The organism is Brevundimonas sp., assembly GCF_031412435.1.
Lineage (GTDB): Bacteria > Pseudomonadota > Alphaproteobacteria > Caulobacterales > Caulobacteraceae > Brevundimonas.
On the sequence record NZ_JANODA010000085.1, the window covers coordinates 26,890 to 46,668 of the forward strand.

18 protein-coding genes, 1 tRNA gene and 1 pseudogene are annotated in these 19,779 nt (G+C 66.8%); 8 read left to right on the top strand and 12 right to left on the bottom strand.

The genetic code is table 11. The features are described 5' to 3' along the window. Positions 1 to 20: 20 nt before the first annotated feature. From RMO01_RS16885 to cpdR, 3 genes are all read right to left on the bottom strand, one after another. Positions 21 to 824, bottom strand: a complete 804-nt coding sequence (locus tag RMO01_RS16885) for a tryptophan 2,3-dioxygenase (RefSeq protein ID WP_309630231.1) — start codon at positions 822 to 824, stop codon at positions 21 to 23. Positions 825 to 984: 160 nt separating this feature from the next. Then, positions 985 to 1,059, bottom strand: a tRNA-Val gene (locus RMO01_RS16890). A gap of 169 nt (positions 1,060 to 1,228) precedes the next feature. Beyond that, entirely contained in the window at positions 1,229 to 1,588 is a 360-nt protein-coding gene (gene cpdR / locus RMO01_RS16895) for a cell cycle two-component system response regulator CpdR (RefSeq protein ID WP_271084958.1), read from the bottom strand. Between the two features lie 255 nt (positions 1,589 to 1,843). On the opposite strand from cpdR, the gene RMO01_RS16900 reads away from it, so the two are divergent. After that, the gene (locus tag RMO01_RS16900; RefSeq protein WP_309630232.1) at positions 1,844 to 2,632 is read left to right on the top strand and encodes an N-formylglutamate amidohydrolase; all 789 of its coding nucleotides are present in this window, start codon (positions 1,844 to 1,846) and stop codon (positions 2,630 to 2,632) included. A 261-nt stretch (positions 2,633 to 2,893) separates the two neighbouring features. Here RMO01_RS16900 and RMO01_RS16905 read toward each other — a convergent pair whose 3' ends face one another. After that, entirely contained in the window at positions 2,894 to 3,595 is a 702-nt protein-coding gene (locus RMO01_RS16905; RefSeq protein WP_309630233.1) for a DUF599 family protein, read from the bottom strand. A gap of 115 nt (positions 3,596 to 3,710) precedes the next feature. On the opposite strand from RMO01_RS16905, the gene ppa reads away from it, so the two are divergent. Together ppa and RMO01_RS16915 are read left to right on the top strand one after the other, a co-directional pair. Then, complete coding sequence (gene ppa / locus RMO01_RS16910; RefSeq protein WP_309630234.1) at positions 3,711 to 4,277, top strand: inorganic diphosphatase; 567 nt, start codon at positions 3,711 to 3,713, stop codon at positions 4,275 to 4,277. A 266-nt stretch (positions 4,278 to 4,543) separates the two neighbouring features. Beyond that, positions 4,544 to 5,545 (top strand): LLM class flavin-dependent oxidoreductase, encoded by a 1,002-nt coding sequence (locus RMO01_RS16915; RefSeq protein ID WP_309630235.1) that lies wholly within the window; start codon positions 4,544 to 4,546, stop codon positions 5,543 to 5,545. On the opposite strand, the gene RMO01_RS16920 is transcribed toward RMO01_RS16915, so the two are convergent. From RMO01_RS16920 to RMO01_RS16940, 5 genes are all read right to left on the bottom strand, one after another. Next, positions 5,546 to 6,253 carry a hypothetical protein gene (locus RMO01_RS16920; RefSeq protein WP_309630236.1) on the bottom strand — a complete coding sequence of 236 codons (708 nt, stop codon included), beginning with the start codon at positions 6,251 to 6,253 and terminating at the stop codon, positions 5,546 to 5,548. 5 nt (positions 6,254 to 6,258) lie between these two features. Continuing rightward, positions 6,259 to 7,407: a polysaccharide biosynthesis/export family protein gene (locus RMO01_RS16925; protein WP_309630237.1), complete on the bottom strand. Its 1,149-nt coding sequence runs from the start codon at positions 7,405 to 7,407 to the stop codon at positions 6,259 to 6,261. A gap of 90 nt (positions 7,408 to 7,497) precedes the next feature. Beyond that, positions 7,498 to 8,751 (bottom strand): glycosyltransferase family 1 protein, encoded by a 1,254-nt coding sequence (locus tag RMO01_RS16930; protein WP_309630238.1) that lies wholly within the window; start codon positions 8,749 to 8,751, stop codon positions 7,498 to 7,500. After that, positions 8,748 to 10,172, bottom strand: coding sequence for a glycosyltransferase family 1 protein (locus RMO01_RS16935; protein ID WP_309630239.1), 1,425 nt, complete (start codon positions 10,170 to 10,172; stop codon positions 8,748 to 8,750). The genes RMO01_RS16930 and RMO01_RS16935 overlap by 4 nt, the downstream gene beginning before the upstream one ends. Before the next feature lie 103 nt (positions 10,173 to 10,275). After that, a complete protein-coding gene (locus tag RMO01_RS16940; RefSeq protein ID WP_309630240.1) occupies positions 10,276 to 11,271 on the bottom strand; it encodes a KpsF/GutQ family sugar-phosphate isomerase in 996 nt (331 codons plus the stop codon). 244 nt (positions 11,272 to 11,515) lie between these two features. Here RMO01_RS16940 and otsB point away from each other — a divergent pair, with 244 nt between their 5' ends. The 3 genes from otsB to RMO01_RS16955 all read left to right on the top strand — a co-directional run bounded on the left by otsB (position 11,516) and on the right by RMO01_RS16955 (position 15,588). Beyond that, positions 11,516 to 12,268: a trehalose-phosphatase gene (gene otsB, locus RMO01_RS16945; protein WP_309630241.1), complete on the top strand. Its 753-nt coding sequence runs from the start codon at positions 11,516 to 11,518 to the stop codon at positions 12,266 to 12,268. Beyond that, complete coding sequence (locus RMO01_RS16950; protein WP_309630242.1) at positions 12,265 to 14,067, top strand: glycoside hydrolase family 15 protein; 1,803 nt, start codon at positions 12,265 to 12,267, stop codon at positions 14,065 to 14,067. Before otsB ends, RMO01_RS16950 begins: the two co-directional genes overlap by 4 nt. Before the next feature lie 93 nt (positions 14,068 to 14,160). Beyond that, on the top strand, positions 14,161 to 15,588 hold the full coding sequence (locus RMO01_RS16955) for a trehalose-6-phosphate synthase (protein WP_309630243.1): 1,428 nt from the start codon (positions 14,161 to 14,163) through the stop codon (positions 15,586 to 15,588). Between the two features lie 6 nt (positions 15,589 to 15,594). Here the strand turns inward: RMO01_RS16955 and RMO01_RS16960 are convergent, their stop codons facing one another. Further along, a complete protein-coding gene (locus RMO01_RS16960; RefSeq protein WP_309630244.1) occupies positions 15,595 to 16,206 on the bottom strand; it encodes a glutathione S-transferase family protein in 612 nt (203 codons plus the stop codon). Positions 16,207 to 16,357: 151 nt separating this feature from the next. Between RMO01_RS16960 and RMO01_RS16965 the strand changes: the two genes are divergently transcribed. Continuing rightward, a complete protein-coding gene (locus RMO01_RS16965; RefSeq protein WP_309630247.1) occupies positions 16,358 to 17,059 on the top strand; it encodes a YafY family protein in 702 nt (233 codons plus the stop codon). A 110-nt stretch (positions 17,060 to 17,169) separates the two neighbouring features. On the opposite strand, the gene RMO01_RS16970 is transcribed toward RMO01_RS16965, so the two are convergent. Both RMO01_RS16970 and RMO01_RS16975 read right to left on the bottom strand, forming a co-directional pair. Beyond that, on the bottom strand, positions 17,170 to 18,372 hold the full coding sequence (locus tag RMO01_RS16970; protein ID WP_309630245.1) for an acetyl-CoA C-acyltransferase: 1,203 nt from the start codon (positions 18,370 to 18,372) through the stop codon (positions 17,170 to 17,172). Between the two features lie 118 nt (positions 18,373 to 18,490). After that, the gene (locus tag RMO01_RS16975; RefSeq protein ID WP_309630246.1) at positions 18,491 to 19,396 is read right to left on the bottom strand and encodes an SDR family NAD(P)-dependent oxidoreductase; all 906 of its coding nucleotides are present in this window, start codon (positions 19,394 to 19,396) and stop codon (positions 18,491 to 18,493) included. A 196-nt stretch (positions 19,397 to 19,592) separates the two neighbouring features. Between RMO01_RS16975 and RMO01_RS16980 the strand changes: the two are divergent. Beyond that, positions 19,593 to 19,779 (top strand): annotated as a pseudogene (locus RMO01_RS16980) (cell envelope biogenesis protein OmpA); the annotation flags it as partial.

Genomic DNA, 19,779 nt, shown 5'->3' on the forward strand with positions numbered 1-19,779 from the left:
CGTCCAGTTCTACCTCGGCATCACAGCTTCGTTCGAAGCGACCACAACTCGGGGAAGCAGCGACGCTCCAGCGTCGAGGACAGGTAGCCGACGCCGTCGGTGCCGCCGGTGCCGCGACGCCGGCCGATGATCCGCTCCACCGTCACCACATGCTTGTGCCGCCAGGTCAGCAGGGCGTCGTCGAGATCGACCAGTTTTTCCGCCAGTTGATAGAAGGCCCACCAGCGCTCGGTATCGCGATAGACCTCCAGCCAGGCGGCCTCGACGGCTTCGGACGGCTGGTAGGGCTGACTGACGTCACGGTTCAGAACCTCGGCCGGGACGGGCAGGCCGGCCTTCGCCATCTGGGCCAGGGCGTCGTCATAGAGGCTGGGGGCGGCCAGGGCTTCGGCCAGGGCGGCATGGGCTTCGGGCCGGTCCAGCTGGAAGGAAAGGAATTTCGCATCCTTCAGGCCCAGCATGGTCTCGAAGCGGCGGAACTGATCGCTCTGGAAGCCCGAGCTTGAGCCGAGCACGCCGCGGAAACGCAGGTAATCGGCCGGGGTCATGGTGGCCAGGATGTCCCAGCTCTGGGTCATCACGGCCTGGATGCGGCTGACCCGCGCCAGGCTCTTGTAGGCCGGGACCAGATCGCCCGCCCGCACCAGCGACTGGGCCAGGGCCACCTCGTGCAGGATCTGTTTGAGCCAAAGCTCCTTGGTCTGATGAATGACGACGAACAGCATCTCGTCGTGTTCGTCGCTGACGGGGCTCTGGGCGGCCAGCAGCCGGTCCAGATCCAGATAGCGGGCATAGGTCATGTCGGCGGCGGGCGTGTCGGTCATACCGCTGTATCGTCCGGTTCCCGACCGGTCTCAAGGTCAGTCGACGGGAACGGGGCGCGTGGCCCCGGCGACGGGTCAGGTCGAAGACGTGAGCCGAACCGGCGGTCAGGATCGAGCGGAAGCTTGCTTCAACGCTTCGAATGTCTTGGGAGAGAGAGAATGGTGGACGCGACAGGGATTGAACCTGTGACCCCCTCGATGTCAACGAGGTGCTCTCCCGCTGAGCTACGCATCCGCCAAGACGGTTCCGAACAGGTCCGGAACGGGAAGGACGGGTCTATAACCAGCCCGTGCGACGGCCGCAAGGGCGAAACGGGGGTGATATTGGGGCATGCCAAACGAATGTGGCGCTTGCGCTCAAGCAGCGAGCCGCCGCGCGGCGAGCGATAGCGCGCCTTAATGCCTCAAGCCGCCGCGCACATCTTTTCGACTTCGCTGACCAGGTCGCGCAGGTGGACCGGCTTGGACAGGACCTTGGCCTGGGGGCTGGCCTGGGCGGCGCTGAGAGCCACGGCGGCGAAGCCGGTGATGAACATGATGCGCAGCCCGGGCTGGCGGGCGGCGGCGACACGCGCCACCTCGATCCCGTCGGCGCCCGGCATGACGATGTCGGTCAGAAGCAGGTCGTAGGGGCCATGCTCGAGGGCGTCGATGGCGTCGTCGCCGTTCTCGCAGTCGATGACCTGATGTCCCGCCCGTTCGAGCGCGCGGGTCAGAAAGCCCCGCAGCGATGCGTCGTCTTCGGCCAGCAGAATGCGCGCCATGCTTAGTCGTCCCTCGTTCAGAGCCCGACGCTAGTCCGGTAACGGTAAACCGGCCATGAAATTCCCGTTTGGGGCTTGTTCGCCCGATCGACAGTTCCGTGGAAAACCTCGCGCATCGCGTGGAAAATCCGCGTCGCACTTTTCCGGATCAGGCCCTATGCGGAAACCATGACGCCGCCGTACGACGCCAGCACGCCTGCTTCCGCTCCCCCGACCGCTTTCGTCGTGACGCCGGCGAGGGGGGGGGCGGGCGCGATGGTGTTCGCCTCCCCGCATTCGGGCATGGCGCGGCCCGCTGACATGGGCGAGGCGGACGGGCTGAGCCTCTCGACCCTGCGCAGCGCCGAGGATGTCGGCGTCGATGGCCTGATCGCAGGCGGCCCGTCACGGGGCGTCCCGCTCATCGCCGGGCGCGTATCACGGGCCTATGTCGATCTGAACCGGTCGCCGGACGAACTCGATCCGGCGTTGGTTGAAGGCGGGATTGACGCTCAACCGACCGCCCGTGTCACGGCCGGATACGGGGTCATTCCCCGCAAGGCCGGGGACGGAACGGCCCTGTATGACCGGACCCTGACCCGCGCCGAGGCTCTGGGCCGGCTGGAGCATGTCCATGCGCCGTATCACGGGGCCCTCGGCGATCTGATGCGGGCCGCGCACGATCGCCACGGCATGGCCCTCCTGGTCGACTGGCATTCCATGCCGTCCCGGGCGGCGGCCGTCACCGGCCGGAACCGGAGGGGCCTGGATGTAGTGCTGGGGGACCGGCACGGATCCTCCTGTCGCGGGGCGACGATGCGGCGGATCCGCGCCGTGTTCGAGGCCGAGGGCTGGCGGGTCGGACTGAACGCGCCCTATGCAGGCGGGTATTCGACGGAGCGGTGGGGGCGGCCCGACGAAGGGTTCCAAGCGGTTCAGGTCGAGCTGAACCGGGCGCTCTATCTGGACGAGACGACGCTGGAGCCGTCCGCGGACTATGGGCGGTTCGCCAGGGCGCTGGATCGGGTCATTTCGGCGCTCGCCGCAGAGACCTGGTCGCGCTGACCGGCGTCGGGGGCGAAAAAAAGCCGCGCCCGAAGGCGCGGCATAAAAGTCTATAGGGAGGAAACGCCCAGGAAGGGCAAGACGCCCGGAGGCGTCGAAGATCAATCTAGGTTGCGGTGCACAACGCGTCAAGCGGGCTTTTATGATCAATGATCACGCCTTGTTACCGCCATCAGCAGCGGGCCTGCCGCGATGTAAGCGCTTTCAGGACACGTTTCGTGCGTGATCCGTCTCCGGATGATATATTGCAGTGCGAAAGAACTAGAGGCCCCGTTCGCGATTGACCTCCAGAAGGCGTCTGGCGGTCCGGATCGCCCGGGCGGCAGGCGAGCCCGACTGCCGCCAGACCAGCAGGGCGAAGGCCGAGATGACGCCGGCGCAGAGCCAGACCGGCCCAAACAGCCAGGCCGCAGCGGCCAATGCGAAATAGTAGCCGCGCACGCCCTGGCTGAAGGCGGCCAGCGCAGGGTTCAGGACCTGGGCCGTCGCCTCGCCGAACGCGACCTTGTCGGCCTCCGAATGCACTTCGGGAGCCGCGCCGATCAGGGCGAGGGCGTAGTTCATCTGGCGGATCGACCAGATGAAATCGAGAAGACCGCGCGCGAGGCACAGGAGGACCAGACCGAGCTTGGCCTCCAGCAGCGGCACGGGGACCTCCTCGGCCCCCACAGCCGAGAAACCCAGCAACGCCTGATCGCCCCCGAACAGGATGCCGCCGACGCCCGCGATCAACAGCAGGTTGGACGAGGCGAAGAAGGAGCCGGAGTTGATCGAATGTCCAAGCAACTGACTGTCCAGCAGCCGGATTTCCCGGTGAGTCATGGCTGTCATCCAGGCATAACGAACGGTCAGCATGTCGGTGTTGAGGGACCCGCTGCGGTGCGCCAGCAGCTTCAGAAGGGGGTCATATCCAAGCCAGCACAGGAAGAAGAGGGCCAGACCCAGCCAGTCGATCGTGGTCATTCCCGCCGGACTCCCTTGCCTGCCGTCATCGTGCGGCCCCGCCGCGCTTGCCGTTCGTCGCCGAGAGGCTTATCACGCCCGCCTCCCTTCGCAGACGCACAAAACCGAGCCCGCCATGAACATCGACGCCATTCCCGTCGGTCCGAACCCGCCCTGGGACCTGAACGTGATCATCGAGATCCCGCAAGGGGGATTGCCGGTCAAGTACGAGATGGACAAGGCGTCCGGCGCCCTGTTCGTCGACCGCTTCCTGCACACCGCCATGTACTACCCGGGAAACTACGGCTTCGTGCCGCACACCCTGGCGGACGACGGCGACCCCTGCGACGTGATCGTGTTGAACCCGACCCCGGTGGTTCCGGGCTGCGTCATCCGTTCGCGGCCGATCGGCGTCCTGATGATGGAAGACGAGGCCGGCGGCGACGACAAGATCCTGGCCGTGCCGGTCGACGCCCTTCACCCGTACTACACCGACATCGCCTCCTACCGGCAGCTGCCGACGATCATGGTCGAGCAGATCGAGCACTTCTTCACCCGCTACAAGGACCTGGAGAAGAACAAGTCGGTCCGCGTGAAGCGCTGGGGCGACGCCGGTGAAGCCGCCGAGCTGATCATCGAAGGCATGCGCGCCTACGAAGAAGCCGAGAAGGCCAAGGCTGGCAAGGCGGCCAACGCCGCCTGATCCGCTCCGCGGCGTCGACGATAAAATCTTGTTCGACGCCCGGATTCCCGCCGCGCCGGGCTTTGCGGGCCATTTTCGAGTTTGAGTGCGCCTTGGTCCGCGGCTGAGGTACAATCGCTTCCGCTGTTCGCGGAGGATGTGAACAGCGGCGACTTCGTCCGTTTCGTCCGGGTGTTTTTTGTCCGGACATCGGACGACGCCTTTCCCCGCCCGGTCGATGCGACGCTGCTGATTGCGGGGGCGCCCACCGTCCCCATATGGCGGGGATGGCAACACTCTCTGTTCTCGATCTCGCGCCGGTGCCCGAGGGCTCCGACGTCTCGCGCGCCCTGGCGAATACGATCGACCTGGCCCGGCATGCCGAACGGCTGGGCTACAACCGCTACTGGCTGGCCGAGCATCACAACATGGCCGGCATCGCCTCGGCCGCGACCGCGGTCGTGATCGGGGCCGTGGCGGGGGCGACGAAGACCATTCGGGTCGGCGCCGGCGGCGTGATGCTGCCCAACCACGCGCCGCTGGTGATCGCCGAGCAGTTCGGCACGCTGAACGCCCTCTATCCCGGCCGGATCGATCTGGGTCTCGGTCGCGCGCCGGGTTCTGATCAGGCCACGGCCCGGGCGCTGCGCCGGACGCTGCAGGGCGATGTCGACGCCTTCCCGCAGGACGTGATGGAACTGATGCACTGGTTCGAGCCGGCGGCTGAGGACCAGCGCATCCGCGCCAATCCGGGCGAGGGTCAGGACGTGCCGGTCTGGATTCTGGGCTCGTCGACCTACGGCGCCCGGCTGGCCGCGCACCTGGGCCTGCCCTACGCCTTCGCCAGTCATTTCGCGCCGGCGGAGATGATGTCGGCGATCCGCATCTATCGCGAGACCTTCCGGCCGTCGGCGCGGCTGGACAAGCCCTGGCTGATGCTGGGCTACAATGTCTTCGCGGCGGAGACGGACGAGGCCGCCCGGCTACTGTTCTCTTCGGTCCAGCAGGCCTTCGTAAATCTCAGAAGCGGCCGTCTCGGCAAGCTGCCGCCGCCGAAGGCCGGCTATGCGGAAAGCCTGGGAGAAGGCGAGCGCGCCATGATCGCCCAGGCCCTGTCCTGTTCAGCCGTGGGGTCGCCCGCCACCGTCCGGGCCGCGATCGACGCCTTCACGGCGGCGACGGGGGCGGACGAGTTGATGATCACAAGCCAGATCTGGGATCACGAAGCCCGGGTTCGCTCGCTGGAACTGCTGGCCGGGGCGATGGCGGACGGTCGGGCGGCAGCCTGATCAGTCGGTTTTCGGCTTGCGGGGCTTTCGCGGTTTGCGCGGAGCCTTGGCAGGCCTCGGCGCGGCGCCGAGATCCAGTTCCGGTTGCCGCTGAGACCTGGGCCGAGGGGGCGCCGCCGACGTGATCTCGGGCTCGATTTCCACCTCGGGCTCCGGCGCGGGTGCGGCCAGGGCGTCGGACGGGGTCGTCAGCTTCAGCCGCGCCTTCTCCTTCCACGCCATGGCGTCCTTGAGCGCGTGCCATTCGAAGCCGAGGCGGATCGCGGCCTGGATGTCCTCGCCGGGCTCACCCGGTTCACGCCCCGTCAGCCGGTTCTTCAGATGCCGACACTCGCCCAGGAGATTCGCCGACGCCCGCAGTTCGGCTGACGCCCCCGGAAAGCGGCCGATGTCCTCCAGGGTTGCGTAGCGCCAGCCGTCCTCCGGCGGCCGCTCCAGCACCAGCGCCCAGCGCAAGTCGGCGGGCAGTTCCTCGGCGAGCCAAATCCACTCGGAAGCGCCCGGCGCGCGTTGATAGTGGCCGGGTCGGGTGGGCAGGCCATGCGCCGCATAGACCTCCACGGCGCTGGCCTCGATTTCCGCGATGACGGGCAGTGTGGCGGGCGCCCGTTTGCCGGCCTTCTCCCAGACGTCGCCGGCCAGAATGAGCGCCGTCTTGCGGTTGCCCCGCCCGCGGTTACCCAGAAGCCACTCTCGCCAGGCGTGCACGGCGGCTAGTCGGTGCTCAGCGTGCTCGTCACGGACAGGTCGTAGACGACCCGGGTGAACTGCTGCACCAGGCCAAAGAATTTCCCGACCTCGGCGGACATCGCGCGTGGAGCATAGATGATATCCTCGGGCTGAACCTGGAAGGTGCTGGCCGTGAAGAAGCCGACGCCGTCCTCCAGGTTCAGGCGATAGACGACCGGCACCCCCTTGATCGTCGCCGGCTGGGTCACGCCCAGCGCCTGGGCGACCTCGGGCCGCTCGAAGCGGAAGACCAGGACCGAACGGGCGTTGGCCGCGGCGTCATTCAGACCGCCCGCCATGCTGAGAGCGCCGGCGAGAGTCAGTTCGCCCGCAGGCATGTCCTGACGGGTCACCGCGCCCAGGGCGCCGAAGGTCGAGAACCGGCGCGGCGTATAGACGAGATTGATCTGGTCGGCGCGCTGCAGGCGGATGTTTTCGGCGAACTCCGTCGTCACGGCGGTCAGCGGGGCGGAATAGGTCTCGCCGCCACGACGGATCTGGACCTCGATGTCCTGCACGGCGCGGTTCGCCCCGCCCGCGGCTGCGATCACATCCAGAAGGGTGTCGGCGTTGACCGACAAGGGGGCGCGACCGGGTTGCTTGACCTCGCCGAGGACGGTCACGGTGTTGGAGGCGTTTTCCGCCAGGGTGACGGAAACCTGAGGATTGCCGACGCGACCGACCAGGGCGCGCCGGATGGCGCCGCCGGCTTCGGTAGTCGTCAGGCCGGCGACGCGCACGGCTCCGGCGAAGGGCACGGCCACATTCCCCTGACGATCCACGATCACGGCTGGCAGGGTCTGGTTGCCCGAGCGGATACCGTCGGCGCCGCCGCCGCCGCCGAAGAGGGCCCCGCTGGGCTCGTAGATGGCGACCGACAACTGGTCGCCTTCGCCAATGACATCGACCGGGGCGGTGCTGGACGCGCTCGCGAGGGATCCCAGATATCGGCCGGGAACCGACTTGATCCGCTCGGCCGCCGCATAGTCCAGATCGATGATCACGTAGTCCGCCCCGTCGGCATCGGCTTCGGCGCCCCGCTCCACGGCGCGGCCCGACGGTCCGTCGCGCGGGAGGGTCGAGCAGCCGCCGAGGATGGCGACGATCAGAAGGGCGAGGATGGATCGCGTCATGGTGTCCGAACTCAGCAGTAGAGCGCCGTGATTACCGGCCTTTGACCTGGCGCGCCAGCGCAAGTCGTCGTCGTACAACGCGCCACGGCGTCAATCCGTCAAACCGACCCGACGCCCGACCTCGGAGAAATGGCGGTCCCATGTCGGGGGCGTGAACGAAGCAGCTTTCGGCGCGTGTCGTGTGGCCCTTTCTAGCGCGTCGAGCCAGCCGAGCCCGTCCAGCGGATCGATCAGCTGGGCTCCCGGAACGAGCTCCCGGTGCACGGGAATGTCGGATGCGATCAGGGGCACGCCGAGGGCGGAGGCCTCCACCGCCGGCAGGTCGAAGCCTTCGACCGACGACGGGGCGACCAGGGCGCGCGCGCTGGCCATCAGGGTCGCGAGGGCCGAGTCGGGCAGGTCGGCGGCCTGATGCACCAGGCCGCGCAGAGCGGGCGAACGCTCCAGATGATCGAGCACCGCCTCGTTCTCCCAGCCGTAGCGGCCGACCAGAACCAGCTGCGGCGCGCCATCGCCCATCCGCTCGTATAGCCGCCGCCAGATGGTCAGCAGGAAGGCCAGGTTCTTGCGCGCCTCGATGGTGCCGATGTGCACGAAATAGGGTCGAGGCGTCGCTGCAGTGAGGGGCGTCAGGAAGGTCGGCTCCAGCCCCAGATGGACAGCGTGAATCGGCGGCGGCGTTACGCCCTCGCGCGCGGCGAAGGCGGACAGTTCATCGGCCGTATAGCGGGAGTTGACCACGATCCGGGACGCGGTGTTCAGCGTGTTAAGCACCCGCTCGCGGTGCTTGTCCCGGTCGCCCGGCCGGCAGAACTCGGGATGGGTGATCGGGATCAGGTCGTGTAGAAAGACGACGCGCTCGATGCCCCGGTCGCGCAGTTCCGTCAGGATGCGGGCGTCGCCCAGCCCCGTGTGACCCACGTTGAAATACAGGGTGCTGTCGGGGAGGTTCTGGATCCACTGCGAGCGGAAGAACTGTTTCCAGACCCGCCGGCGACGTCCCGGCGTCCGGGCTGGATCAATCGGGGGCTTGCCGATAACGGACTCGGCAGACGTCTTATCGCTGCTGAGCGCGGTCATGAGCCGCATCTCGTCCTCGGTCAGGGACCGCTCAAAAAAGGCGCCGGTCCAGCGTGATCGCAGCTTCTTCACGCTTTCGCGGAACCAGGCCTCGTCGACGACGACCAGCTGATCGTTGCGACCCCGGACCGGTGTGACCTGGACGTCGGGCAGGGACAACAGCCATTCTGCGTAGGCCAGGCAGACGCGATCCACCCCGGTCGGCGCCGTCCGTTCGACCCGGCTCAGCAGCCGGCTGGCGTCGAAGAGAACCGATCGGGTCACGACAGGCCGAGGCGGCCATACATTTTGGACAGCCGACCCTGATAGGCCTCGACCGAGAACTTGGCGGCCTGGCTCAGACCCCGGCGCACGAGATCGTCCCGCAGCGCCTCGTCGGCGTCGAGCGCGCGAAGCCCCCGCGTCATGGCCTGGACATCGTAGGGGTCGACGCTGATCGCCGCATCCCCCGCGACTTCCGGCAAGGAGCCTCCTGTGGAAGTCAGGACGGCCGTGGACAGGGCCATCGATTCCAGCACCGGCAGGCCGAAGCCTTCGTACAAGGACGGGAACAGGGTCGCCTTGGCGCCCCGGATCAGGCTGAGCAGCAGCGAGAAGGGCATGAACTCATAGCGGCGGATGCGCTGGGCGCTGGGGCCGCCGTCCTTCATGACCTGGTTCAACAGGGCGGTCTCGCCCTCGTCCAGCCAGGCGCGACCGCCGACGATGACCAGGGGCGTTTCCAGGCCCGAGGCCAGATAGGCTTCTACGATCCGGCCCAGATTCTTCTTTGGTTCGATAGCGCCGAAATGGAGGAAATAATCCTTCCAGCCCAGGTTGAAGACGCCTTCCAGTTCGATCGTGACATCGGCCTCGGTGCGACTGGTCAGCGCTTCGGGCAGGTGAACCGCCTGATAGGTGTTGGTGACCCGGTCCTCGGAAACGCCGAGCATCCGGATGACGTCCTGACGCGTCGTTTCGGAAACGACGGCGATATGGTCCGCGCGCGCCGCGACCGACTTGCACAGCGCCATATAGGTCGCCTTGTCGTCCAGCGTCGTGTGCGGCAGGCGCAGCGGGATGAGGTCGTGGATGGTGTAGATGTTCGGCATGCCGCGTGCGTATGTCGGCAACGTCGCGGTCCAGTGCATGGCGTCGGGCCGTTTGATCGCGCTCGAGACGTCGAAGTCGACGGGCGTTTCCTTGCCGTAGGCGTTGAAGCAGCGGTTGGCGATATGGAACAGGTCCTGCCCCGCCCAGAAGCCCGTCGCCTCGGGACGTCCGCCGCCTCGCGAGGGCCAGACCACCTCGCCGCTGGGGGCGATCGGCCAGACGGTCTGACCGAACCGGCTGGTCAGGGTGCGCTTGAAACGTTCAAATTTCTTCAGCTTGGGGCCGGGGCGTTCGGCGTCGACCAGGGCCGCTTCGTTCACCACATTGTCCGAAGAGCGCTTCGCGCCGGGGCCGTACAGCACCTGCCCGTCCATTCCCAGCCGGGCGATGGTCGACAGCAGGTTGCGGCCGTAGGTGGCGATGCCCGATCCCTTGGCCAGGGCGATGTTGAACCCGTCAACACAGATCGTGGCGCGTGTCTTCGCGACCGTCGAGGCGACCGCCGCGCCGGCCGCCGCAGACGCATCGCCTACGAAAACGCTAGAAAGATCAGAGCGAAGGGACCGCTCCGCGACATCAGGCGACGTATCCAAATCCAGCCTTCGGCGTGGTTTTTCCGGACCGGCGGAAGCGTCGCGCGGCTGGCTTGCGGGGTAGACCCTTGCCCGGCAGGGGTCAACCGCAAGCGGAGCGCTGTCAGGAGACGTAACCCGCCTGCATCAGTTCAGCGAGGTGGACGATCGCGACAGGCCGGTCGTCAACGACCACGAACAGGTTCGTGATCTTGTTGGCCGTCAGCAGGTCGACGACATCGCTCATCCGCAGGTCGGGCGTGACGGTGATCGGCGATTTGCTCATGATGTCGGCAGCGGTGATACGGCTGATGTCCTGGGCAAAGGCGCGGCGGATGTCGCCGTCGGTGATCATCCCGGCGAGGGTTCCGTCATCGTCCAGCACGGCGACCGCGCCCTTGCGGCCCTCGGTTATGCGGGCGACCAGGTCCGCGAAGACCGCGTCCAGCGGCACGGTCGGCGGCGGTGCATGATTGTCGCCCATCCATTCGCGCACGCTCTGCAGGCTCATGCCCAGCGATCCGCCCGGGTGATGCATGCCGAAATCGGTGGCCGAGAAGCCGCGCCTGTCCATCAGCACCATGGCCAGGGCGTCGCCGAGCGCGAGGGTCATCAGGGTCGATGTGGTGGGCGCCAGGCCGTTGGCGCAGGCCTCGGCCACACTGGGCATGACCAGCGGAACCGCCGACATGCGGGCGAGGAACGAAGACCCGCGCTGTGTCATGCCGATCACGGGAATATCGTTGCGCTGGCAGAACAGCAGGGGATCGCGCAGTTCCCGGCTCTCGCCCGAGCTCGAGATGGCCAGCAGGGTGGTGTCGCCGCGCAGCATGCCCAGGTCGCCATGGCTCATCTCGGCGGGGTGGACGAAGAAGGCGTTGGTGCCGGTGGAGGCGAGGGTGGCGGCGATCTTGCCGCCGATGTGGCCCGACTTGCCCATGCCGGTGACGACCACATAGCCCGGACGCGACAGGATCACGTCGCAGGCGCGGGCGATACTGGAATCCACCGTCCGCTCCAGCGCCTGGAGCGCCTCGATGTTCAGCCGGATCACCTCCCGCGCGCGGTCCGTCATGGCGCTGACGGCTTCGGGCGGGGAGGAGGGGGCGTCGAGGGGCATGAGCCGTCTTTCTGATGCGGCGCCCTTCCTGGCGCTAGCGCACGGCGGGCGTCTGTCGTTGTCGAGGACCGGAATTGCCCCATCCGGCCGGGTTTCACAATGGACGGGCAAGTAAGGCCGCGCGGGGGCGACGGGCCATCGTAACGCAAGTTCAGACGGAAAACGGTCAACCTTTGCCGGAACGGCGCGTTGGAAGTGCGGGGCCGTCAATCTAGCTTGGATATTCATGCCGTCAGACACCGGAATGCTCGTTGAAACCTTGCCCGCGCCCCCGGTGGCGATGGAGCGTTCGCTGGCCCTGTTCCTGGACCTGGACGGGGTGCTGGCTCCGATGGCACCGACGCCGGACGCCGTCGTGGCCGATCCGAGGCGCACCGCGGTCCTGACCCGACTGGATCAGGCGCTGGACGGCCGTCTGGCGATCGTCAGCGGGCGGACCCTGGGTGAAATCGACCGGATCTCCGGTGGCGCCTCCGCTTCCGCCGCCGGCGTGCACGGGCTGGAACGGCGGCGGCGGGACGGCGCGGTGGATCGCCCTCCGGCCTCGACCGGCGTCGCACAGGCCCTGGCCGCCTTCCGGCGCTTCGCCGCGGACCGGCCGGGCGTGCTTGTCGAGGACAAGGGGATCTCGACGGGTCTCCACTATCGCCAGTCGCCCGCCAGCGCGGACGAAGCCCTGGTCCTGGCGCGCAAACTCGCCGAGACCACCGGCCTGACGCTCCAGCCCGGCCATATGGTGCTGGAACTCCGCACTCCCGGCGCCGACAAGGGTGGAGCGGTCACGGCGTTCATGGCCGAGCCGCCGTTCGCGGGCGGCGTGCCCGTCATGCTGGGCGACGACCTGACCGACGAGGCGGGCTTCCGCGCCGCCGAGGCTCTGGGCGGGTTCGGGGTTCTGGTTGGTCCGTACCGGGCGACCGCCGCGCGCTATGGCCTGCGCGACGTTGCGGCCGTGATGGACTGGCTTGAGGCTGTCGCAGAGGAGGCGGGACAATGAGCATGGCCTCGCCCCTGCGTCCTTCGCTGGATCTCGCTCCCATCGGAAACTGCGCCCTTTCGGCGCTGATCGATCGCAACGGCCGCTTCGTCTGGGCCTGCGCGCCGCGCGTGGACGGCGATCCGGTCTTTTCGGCCCTGATGAACGGCGAGGCCCCCGAGCACGGCTTCTGGGACATCGAGATGGACGGGCTGAAGCATGTCAGCCAAGCCTATATCGACAACACCCCGGTCCTGCGCACCGTCCTGACGGCGGAGGACGGCGCGGCGGTCGAGATCATCGACTTCGCCCCCCGTCATATGAAGCATTCGCGGACCTATCGGCCGCTGGCCTTCGCGCGGATCGTTCGGCCGCTGGACGGGGCGCCGCGCATCCGCGTCCGGCTGAGACCCTCTGCCGACTGGGGCGCGCGTCGGGCGGAGCTGACGAACGGCTCCAACCATATCCGCTACCTGTGCAGCGACGTCACCCTGCGACTCACGACCGACTGTCCGGTGTCCCACGTGCTGGAAGAGCGGGTGTTCCGGCTTGAACGGTCGCTGGCCTTCTTCCTCGGTCCTGACGAAGGCTACGACCAGGAGGTCGGGCCGGGCGTTTCGGCCACCCTGGATCGCACCGTCGCCTACTGGAAGGACTGGGTCCGCACCCTGTACATCCCGCTCGACTATCAGGAGGCGGTGATCCGGGCGGCGATCACGCTTAAGCTCTGCGCCTACGAGGAGACTGGCGCCATCGTCGCGGCCATGACGACCTCGGTGCCCGAGTTCCCGGAGAGCGGACGGAACTGGGACTATCGCTACTGCTGGATCCGTGACGCCTACTATACCGTCCGTGCACTGAACCGACTGGGCGCGGTCGACATGCTGGAGAACTACCTCGTCTATCTGAGGAACCTGGTGGATTCGTCCGCCGGCGGACACGTCCAGCCCGTCTATGGCGTGGGGCTGGAGGAAGACATCGACGAGCGGATCGTGACCTCGGTCGAGGGCTATCGCGGCATGAAGCCGGTCCGCGTCGGAAACCAGGCGCGCGAGCATCTCCAACACGACGTCTACGGACAGATCGTCCTGCCGCTGGTCCAGTCCTTCTACGACCAGCGCCTGCTCCGGCCTGGATCCATCGACGACTTCCATGCCCTGGAGAAGGTCGGCGAGCGAGCCTTCGCCATGCACGATCAGGTCGATGCGGGGCTGTGGGAGTTCCGGACGATCGCCAGGGTGCACACCTATTCCTCGGTCATGTGCTGGGCAGCCTGCGACCGATTGGGCAAGGCGGCGGACCACCTGGGCCTTGATCCTCAAGCCGTCGTGTGGCGCGAGCGGGCCCAGACGATCCGGGACCGGATCGAAGCCGAGACCTTCATCCCCGAAGAGGGCCGGTTTGGCGCCTCGTTCGGCGGGACGGAGCTGGATGCATCGCTGCTTCAACTCGTCGATCTCGGGTTCCTGGCCCCGGACGATCCGCGCCAGGTCGCCACGTTCAACGCCATCGAGCGCGACCTGAAAAAGGGGCCGTACCTCTTCCGTTATGTGATCCCGGACGACTTCGGCGAGCCGGAGACGGCGTTCAACTTCTGCACCTTCTGGTTCATTGAGGCCCTGCACCAGAACGGGCGGGACGAAGAAGCCCGTGAGATCTTCGAACAGATGCTGGCGCGACGAACACACGCGGGACTGCTCAGCGAGGATATCTCGCTCGGCGACAACGAACTCTGGGGCAACTATCCGCAGACCTATTCGCTGGTAGGCATCATCAACTGCGCCATCCTGCTCAGCCGTTCATGGACGGATGTTCGCTGAATCCGGTACGGATTTCAGGCGACAAGGCGTCAACCCGGCGGTGATCACAATGTTGCGTTGCAGCTAAACGCAAGCGTTGGCGTTTGAGGCGGCATGTCTCGTCTGATCGTTGTGTCCAACCGGGTCTCGGCGCCGACCGATCCGGCCGCCGGGTCCGCCGGCGGCCTCGCCATGGCTCTGTCCGCCGCCCTTCGAAAGTATGACGGCCTGTGGTTCGGCTGGTCGGGGGAAACCGTCGATCAGTTCACCGGCGACCTGAAGTACGAGGACCGCGCCGGCGTCACTGTGGCGCTCGTTGATCTGGAAGCCCAGGACGTCGAGGAATACTACAACGGCTACGCCAACAAGACCCTGTGGCCGCTGTTCCATCACCGGGTCGATCTGACTGCCTACGAGCGATCCTATGGCGAGGGATACGAGCGGGTGAACCGGCGGTTCGCCGAGGTGCTGGCTCCGCTGATCGAGCCCGACGACGTCATCTGGATCCACGACTACCATCTGATCCCGATGGCGCGAGACCTGCGGCGACTGGGCATCACGAACCGGATCGGCTTCTTCCTGCATACGCCCTGGCCCGCGAGGCAGCTGCTGGTGACCTTGCCGCATCACAGGCGGCTGGTGGAAAGCCTGTTCGCCTATGATCTGATCGGCTTCCAGACACAGGAATGGCTCGATCTGTTCCGCGACTATGTGATCTCCGAGGCGCGGGGCGAACTGTCCGGCTACGGAGGACTCGAGGCTTTCGGGCGTCGGGTCCAGATCGGCGTCTTCCCCATCGGCATCGACGTTCAGGGCTTTATCGATGCCCGGAACTCACGCGAAGGGACCCGCACCTATGACCGTATGGCCGCCTCGTCCGCCTTCCGTTCCATGATGGTCGGCGTGGACCGGCTCGACTACTCCAAGGGACTTGAGGAGCGGATGCTCGGCTACGAGCAGTTCCTGCAGGACAATCCCGACATGCGCGGCGACGTCTTCCTGGTGCAGGTGACGCCGATCAGTCGCGACGACGTCGACACCTATCAGGACATCCGGGCGCGACTCGACGCCCTCGCCGGGCGGATCAACGGCGAGTTCGCCGACATGGACTGGCAGCCGATCCGTTATCTGAACCGCTCCTATCGCCGCGATCAGCTGGCCGGCATCTATCGTGCGGCCAAGGTCTGTCTGGTGACGCCTCTGCGTGACGGCATGAACCTCGTCGCAAAAGAATATGTCGCCGCCCAGAACCCGGACGATCCCGGCGTACTCATCCTGTCCCGGTTCGCCGGGGCGGCGGAGCAGATGGGCGAGGCCCTGCTGGTCAATCCGTTCAGCCGCGAGGAGGTGGCCGACGCGATCAAGAAGGCCCTGACCATGCCGTTGGCGGAGCGGGTGCGGAAATGGAACTCCCTGATGCAGGTCGTGCGCGACACAGATGTCGGGATCTGGCGTGACAGTTTCGTCGGGGCCTTGAACGCGGTTGAGATCGTCGTCGATGGCGACGCACTGCTTCATCAGGGCCGCGCCGACGCCGCCTGATCGGCTTCAGGCCGCCGCGCTGCAAACTGCTCCGCCGTCCCTCGCCATCGCGCGTTGATACGCCGGCCGGGCCTGAATGCGGGCCAGATAGTCGTCGATCAGCGGGCTGTCCGGCAGATGCTCCCGGCCCCAACTCATCGATGCGCCGATCATGACGTCGGCTACGGTGAACCGGTCGCCCATCAGATACGGCCCGACCCACAGCGCTTCGAGAATCCGCGCCATGGCCGCTTCGTAGCGTTCCAGAGCGAAGGGATCGCGTTCGCTCGCGCCGGTGATCTTGCCCCACATGGCCGGCTCCATCTCTCCGGCCGCCCAGCAGATCCAGGTCAGCAAGGGTCCGCGATGGGGCGAATTCTGCGGGAAGCCCAGCCCGGCGTCCGGATGCAGGCCGGTCAGATAGAGGGCCACAGCCCCCGATTCCGTGATCAGGGAGCCGTCGTGGATCAGGGCTGGGACCTTGCCGTCCGGGTGCGGGTTCTTCGGGTCGGGCGCGCCGGAACCATCCATCATGCGGCGGATGTCGCAGTATTCGATCCGGCAGTCGGCCCCCAGTTCCTCGATCAGCCAGACCAGACGCGACGAACGCGATTGCGGGGCGTGAAACAGGGTCAGCATATCGGTCTCTCCCATCCGCCTCGGCGATCTGCCTTGGCCCTGAAAGATTGACTACCGCCACCCTGCTGCCAGCATGCTGTCAGCAGTCGTACGGTAGGGGACGCTCAAGCAGCGAGCGACCGCGTCGCGAGCGATAGCGACAAGGATGTCGATGAGACGCGCAGACCGGCTGTTCCAGATTGTCCAGTTGCTTCGACGCAGCGCCCGCCCGGTGACGGCGGAGTCCATCGCGGTGGAGCTGGAGACCTCGAAACGCAGCGTCTATCGCGACATCGCGGCCCTGATGGCCCAGCGCGTGCCGATCCGGGGCGAGGCGGGCATCGGCTATGTGCTGGACTCTGGCTTCGATATGCCGCCCCTGATGCTGACCTCTGACGAGGTCGAGGCGGCGGTGCTGGGCGCCCAGTGGGTGGCGGGCAGGGGAGATCCCGCGCTCGCCCGCGCCGCCCGGGACCTGATCGCCAAGATCGCCTCTACGGTGCCCGAACGGCTTCGACCGGTGGTGCTGGAGCCTGCCTTGGGCGCGCCCAAGAGCTGGAACGTCCTGCCCGAGAGAATCGACATGGCCGCCATGCGCGGGGCCATTCACGCCGCCCGGAAGGTCGCCCTTCACTACAGGGACGAGAAAGAGGTCGAGACCCGGCGTACGATCTGGCCGTTTCAGGTGGCCTATCGCGAGACCACCCGCATCGTCGTCGCCTGGTGTGAGACTCGCGACGACTTCCGCATGTTCCGAACCGATCGGGTGCTGGTCGCCCAGGTTCTGGACGACCGCTATCCGGCGCGACCCGCCGCCCTGCGTGCAAAATGGCGCGCTTACCTGCGGGACCAGTATGGCGTCGAGGACCACTGAGCCCCGACGCCACCGAAGCCTGGCTTGGTGAATTTCAAACAGACCCGCAGCGCAGCCCGAAACGCTCGCGTTTCGAGCCACTCTAGATGTGGCGCGGCTCTCGGGCGTTCTCAGTAGATTTCGAACAGCCCGGCCGCGCCCTGGCCCCCTCCGATGCACATGGTCACGACGCCGTATTTGGCTCCGCGGCGCTTGCCCTCGATCAGGACGTGGCCGGTCATCCGGGCGCCTGACATGCCGTAGGGGTGGCCGATCGAGATGGCGCCGCCCGAGACGTTCAGCCGGTCCATCGGAATGCCGAGGGTGTCGGCGCAGTACAGAACCTGCACGGCGAAGGCCTCGTTCAGCTCCCAGATGCCGATGTCGTCCATGGTCAGGCCGTGGCGCTTGAGAAGTTTGGGCACGGCGTAGACCGGGCCGATGCCCATCTCGTCGGGCTCGCAGCCGGCCACGACCATGCCACGATAGGCGCCGAGCGGTTGCAGGCCATGACGGACCGCTTCACCGGCCTCCATGATCACCGAGGCGGATGCGCCGTCGGACAGCTGGGACGCGTTGCCGGCGGTGATGAACTCGCCCTGCTGGATCTCCTCGCCGCCGCCGAAGACCGGCTTCAGCGCCTTCAGGCCTTCCAGCGTCGTGTCGGCGCGGTTGCCCTCGTCCTTCGACAGCGTGATTTCCTTCGCGGAGGCTTGGCCCGTCGCCTTGTCGACGACTTGCATCGTCGTGGTCATCGGTACGATCTCGGCGTCGAAACGGCCGGCTTCCTGGGCGGCGGCGGTGCGCTGCTGGGATTGCAGGGCGTATTCGTCCTGGCGATCGCGGGAGATGCCATAACGGCGCGACACGACCTCGGCCGTCTCCAGCATCGACATGTAGATGTGGGGCGAGAGCTTCAGCAGCGCCTCGTCCTTCATCCGGTGCAGGTTCATCTGCTGGTTCTGGACCAGGGAGATGGATTCCAGACCGCCGCCGACGGCGACCTTCTGCTGGTCGAACACCACCTGTTTGGCGGCCGTGGCGATCCCCATCAGGCCCGAGGCGCACTGGCGGTCGATGGTCATGCCGGCCACGGTCGAAGGCAGGCCGGCGGCGAGGGCGATCTGGCGCGCGACGTTCTGGCTGGTCGATCCCTGTTGCAGGGCCGCGCCCATCACGACGTCCTCGACCTCGGCCGGGTCGATCCCGGCGCGGGCGACGGCGTGTTTTACCGCGTGGGCGCCGAGCGCCTGCGCCTGGGTGTCGTTGAAGGCGCCGCGATAGGCGCGCCCGATCGGGGTTCTGGCTGTCGAGACGATGACCGCTTCACGCATTGTTCTCTCCCTGGTGGTCGACTTTGGCGACCTTGGCGATTTTGTTGGCCGACTTGACCAGATTTCTGGTCGGTTTGACGATCCGTTTCTTGACCGGATTATTGACCGGTTTGGCGTGTCAGGAATGAGCCTTCTGGGCCTTGGACAGTTCGATCATGCCCTGGGCCGCGCCCATCTCCGGGACAATCTCGCCGGTACGGTCAGAGATGGCCTCGAACTGGGCCTCGACCTGTTCCGGGGCGTCGTCGCCGACGATCCGCACGCCCTGGGTCAGGGTGACATAGGCCCGCTCGAAGCCGCCGGCGCCGGCGCCGAGGATGCAGCGTGTCGGTGCGTCCTGGCTGACCAGATACAGAAGACCGGGGGACACCAGTTCCGGCCCCAGCGCCTCCAGTGGCAGGCGGCCGGCCAGATCCTCGGTCATCCGGGTGTGGGCCGTCGGGGCCAGGCAGTTGACCCGGATGTCGTTCTTGGCCCCCTCAATGGCCAAGGTCTGCATGAAACCGACGAGAGCCATCTTGGCCGCGCCGTAGTTGGCCTGGCCGAAGTTGCCGTACAGGCCAGACGACGAGGTGGTCATGACGATGCGGCCGTAGTTCCGATCGCGCATTCCGTCCCACACGGCCTTTGTGCAGTTCACGGCGCCCATGACGTGCACGTCCATGACGAAGCGGAAATCGTCGATCTCCATCTTGGCGAACGACTTGTCCCGCAGCACGCCCGCGTTGTTCACCAGAATGTCGACCGAGCCCCAGCGCGCCGCGGCTTCGGCCACCATCGCCTCCACGGCCTCGTAGTCGGTCACCGACGCGCCGTTAGCCATGGCCTCGCCGCCCGCCGCCTCGATCTCGGCTACAACGGCCTGGGCCGGGCTGGCGGAGGATCCGACGCCGTCGCGCGCCACGCCCAGATCGTTGACCACCACCCTGGCGCCTCGCGCCGCCAGTGCCAAGGCGTGCTCTCGCCCGAGGCCTCCGCCCGCCCCCGTCACGATCGCCACCTTGCCGTCGAATCGCATCGCCATGACTGGCCTCCCTTATCGTTGTTCACCCTGTTATCAGGATGGCGCCGCTCGCCAAGGGGGGGATATGTGTTGAAACGGCGCCACAGTCGCCGTATTGCGAACCGAAATAAGGAACTCCGGGCCAACTCTGCCGTTCGGCCCGGTGAGTGTCACGTGTAAGCGTGGCCTTTAGGCATTCAACGATATGAGGACTGACATGAAGCTGAAACTTCTCGCCAGCGTCGCAGCCGCGGGGCTTTTTGCCGCTGGTGCTGCTTCGGCTGAGCCGGACGGCTGGTACGGCGCGATCGACGCCGGTTACCACAAGATCGACGACATCAACCTGGAAGCGTCCGGCAACGGCGTGAACTGGCGCGCTGAAATGAACGACGGCTGGGCCGCGT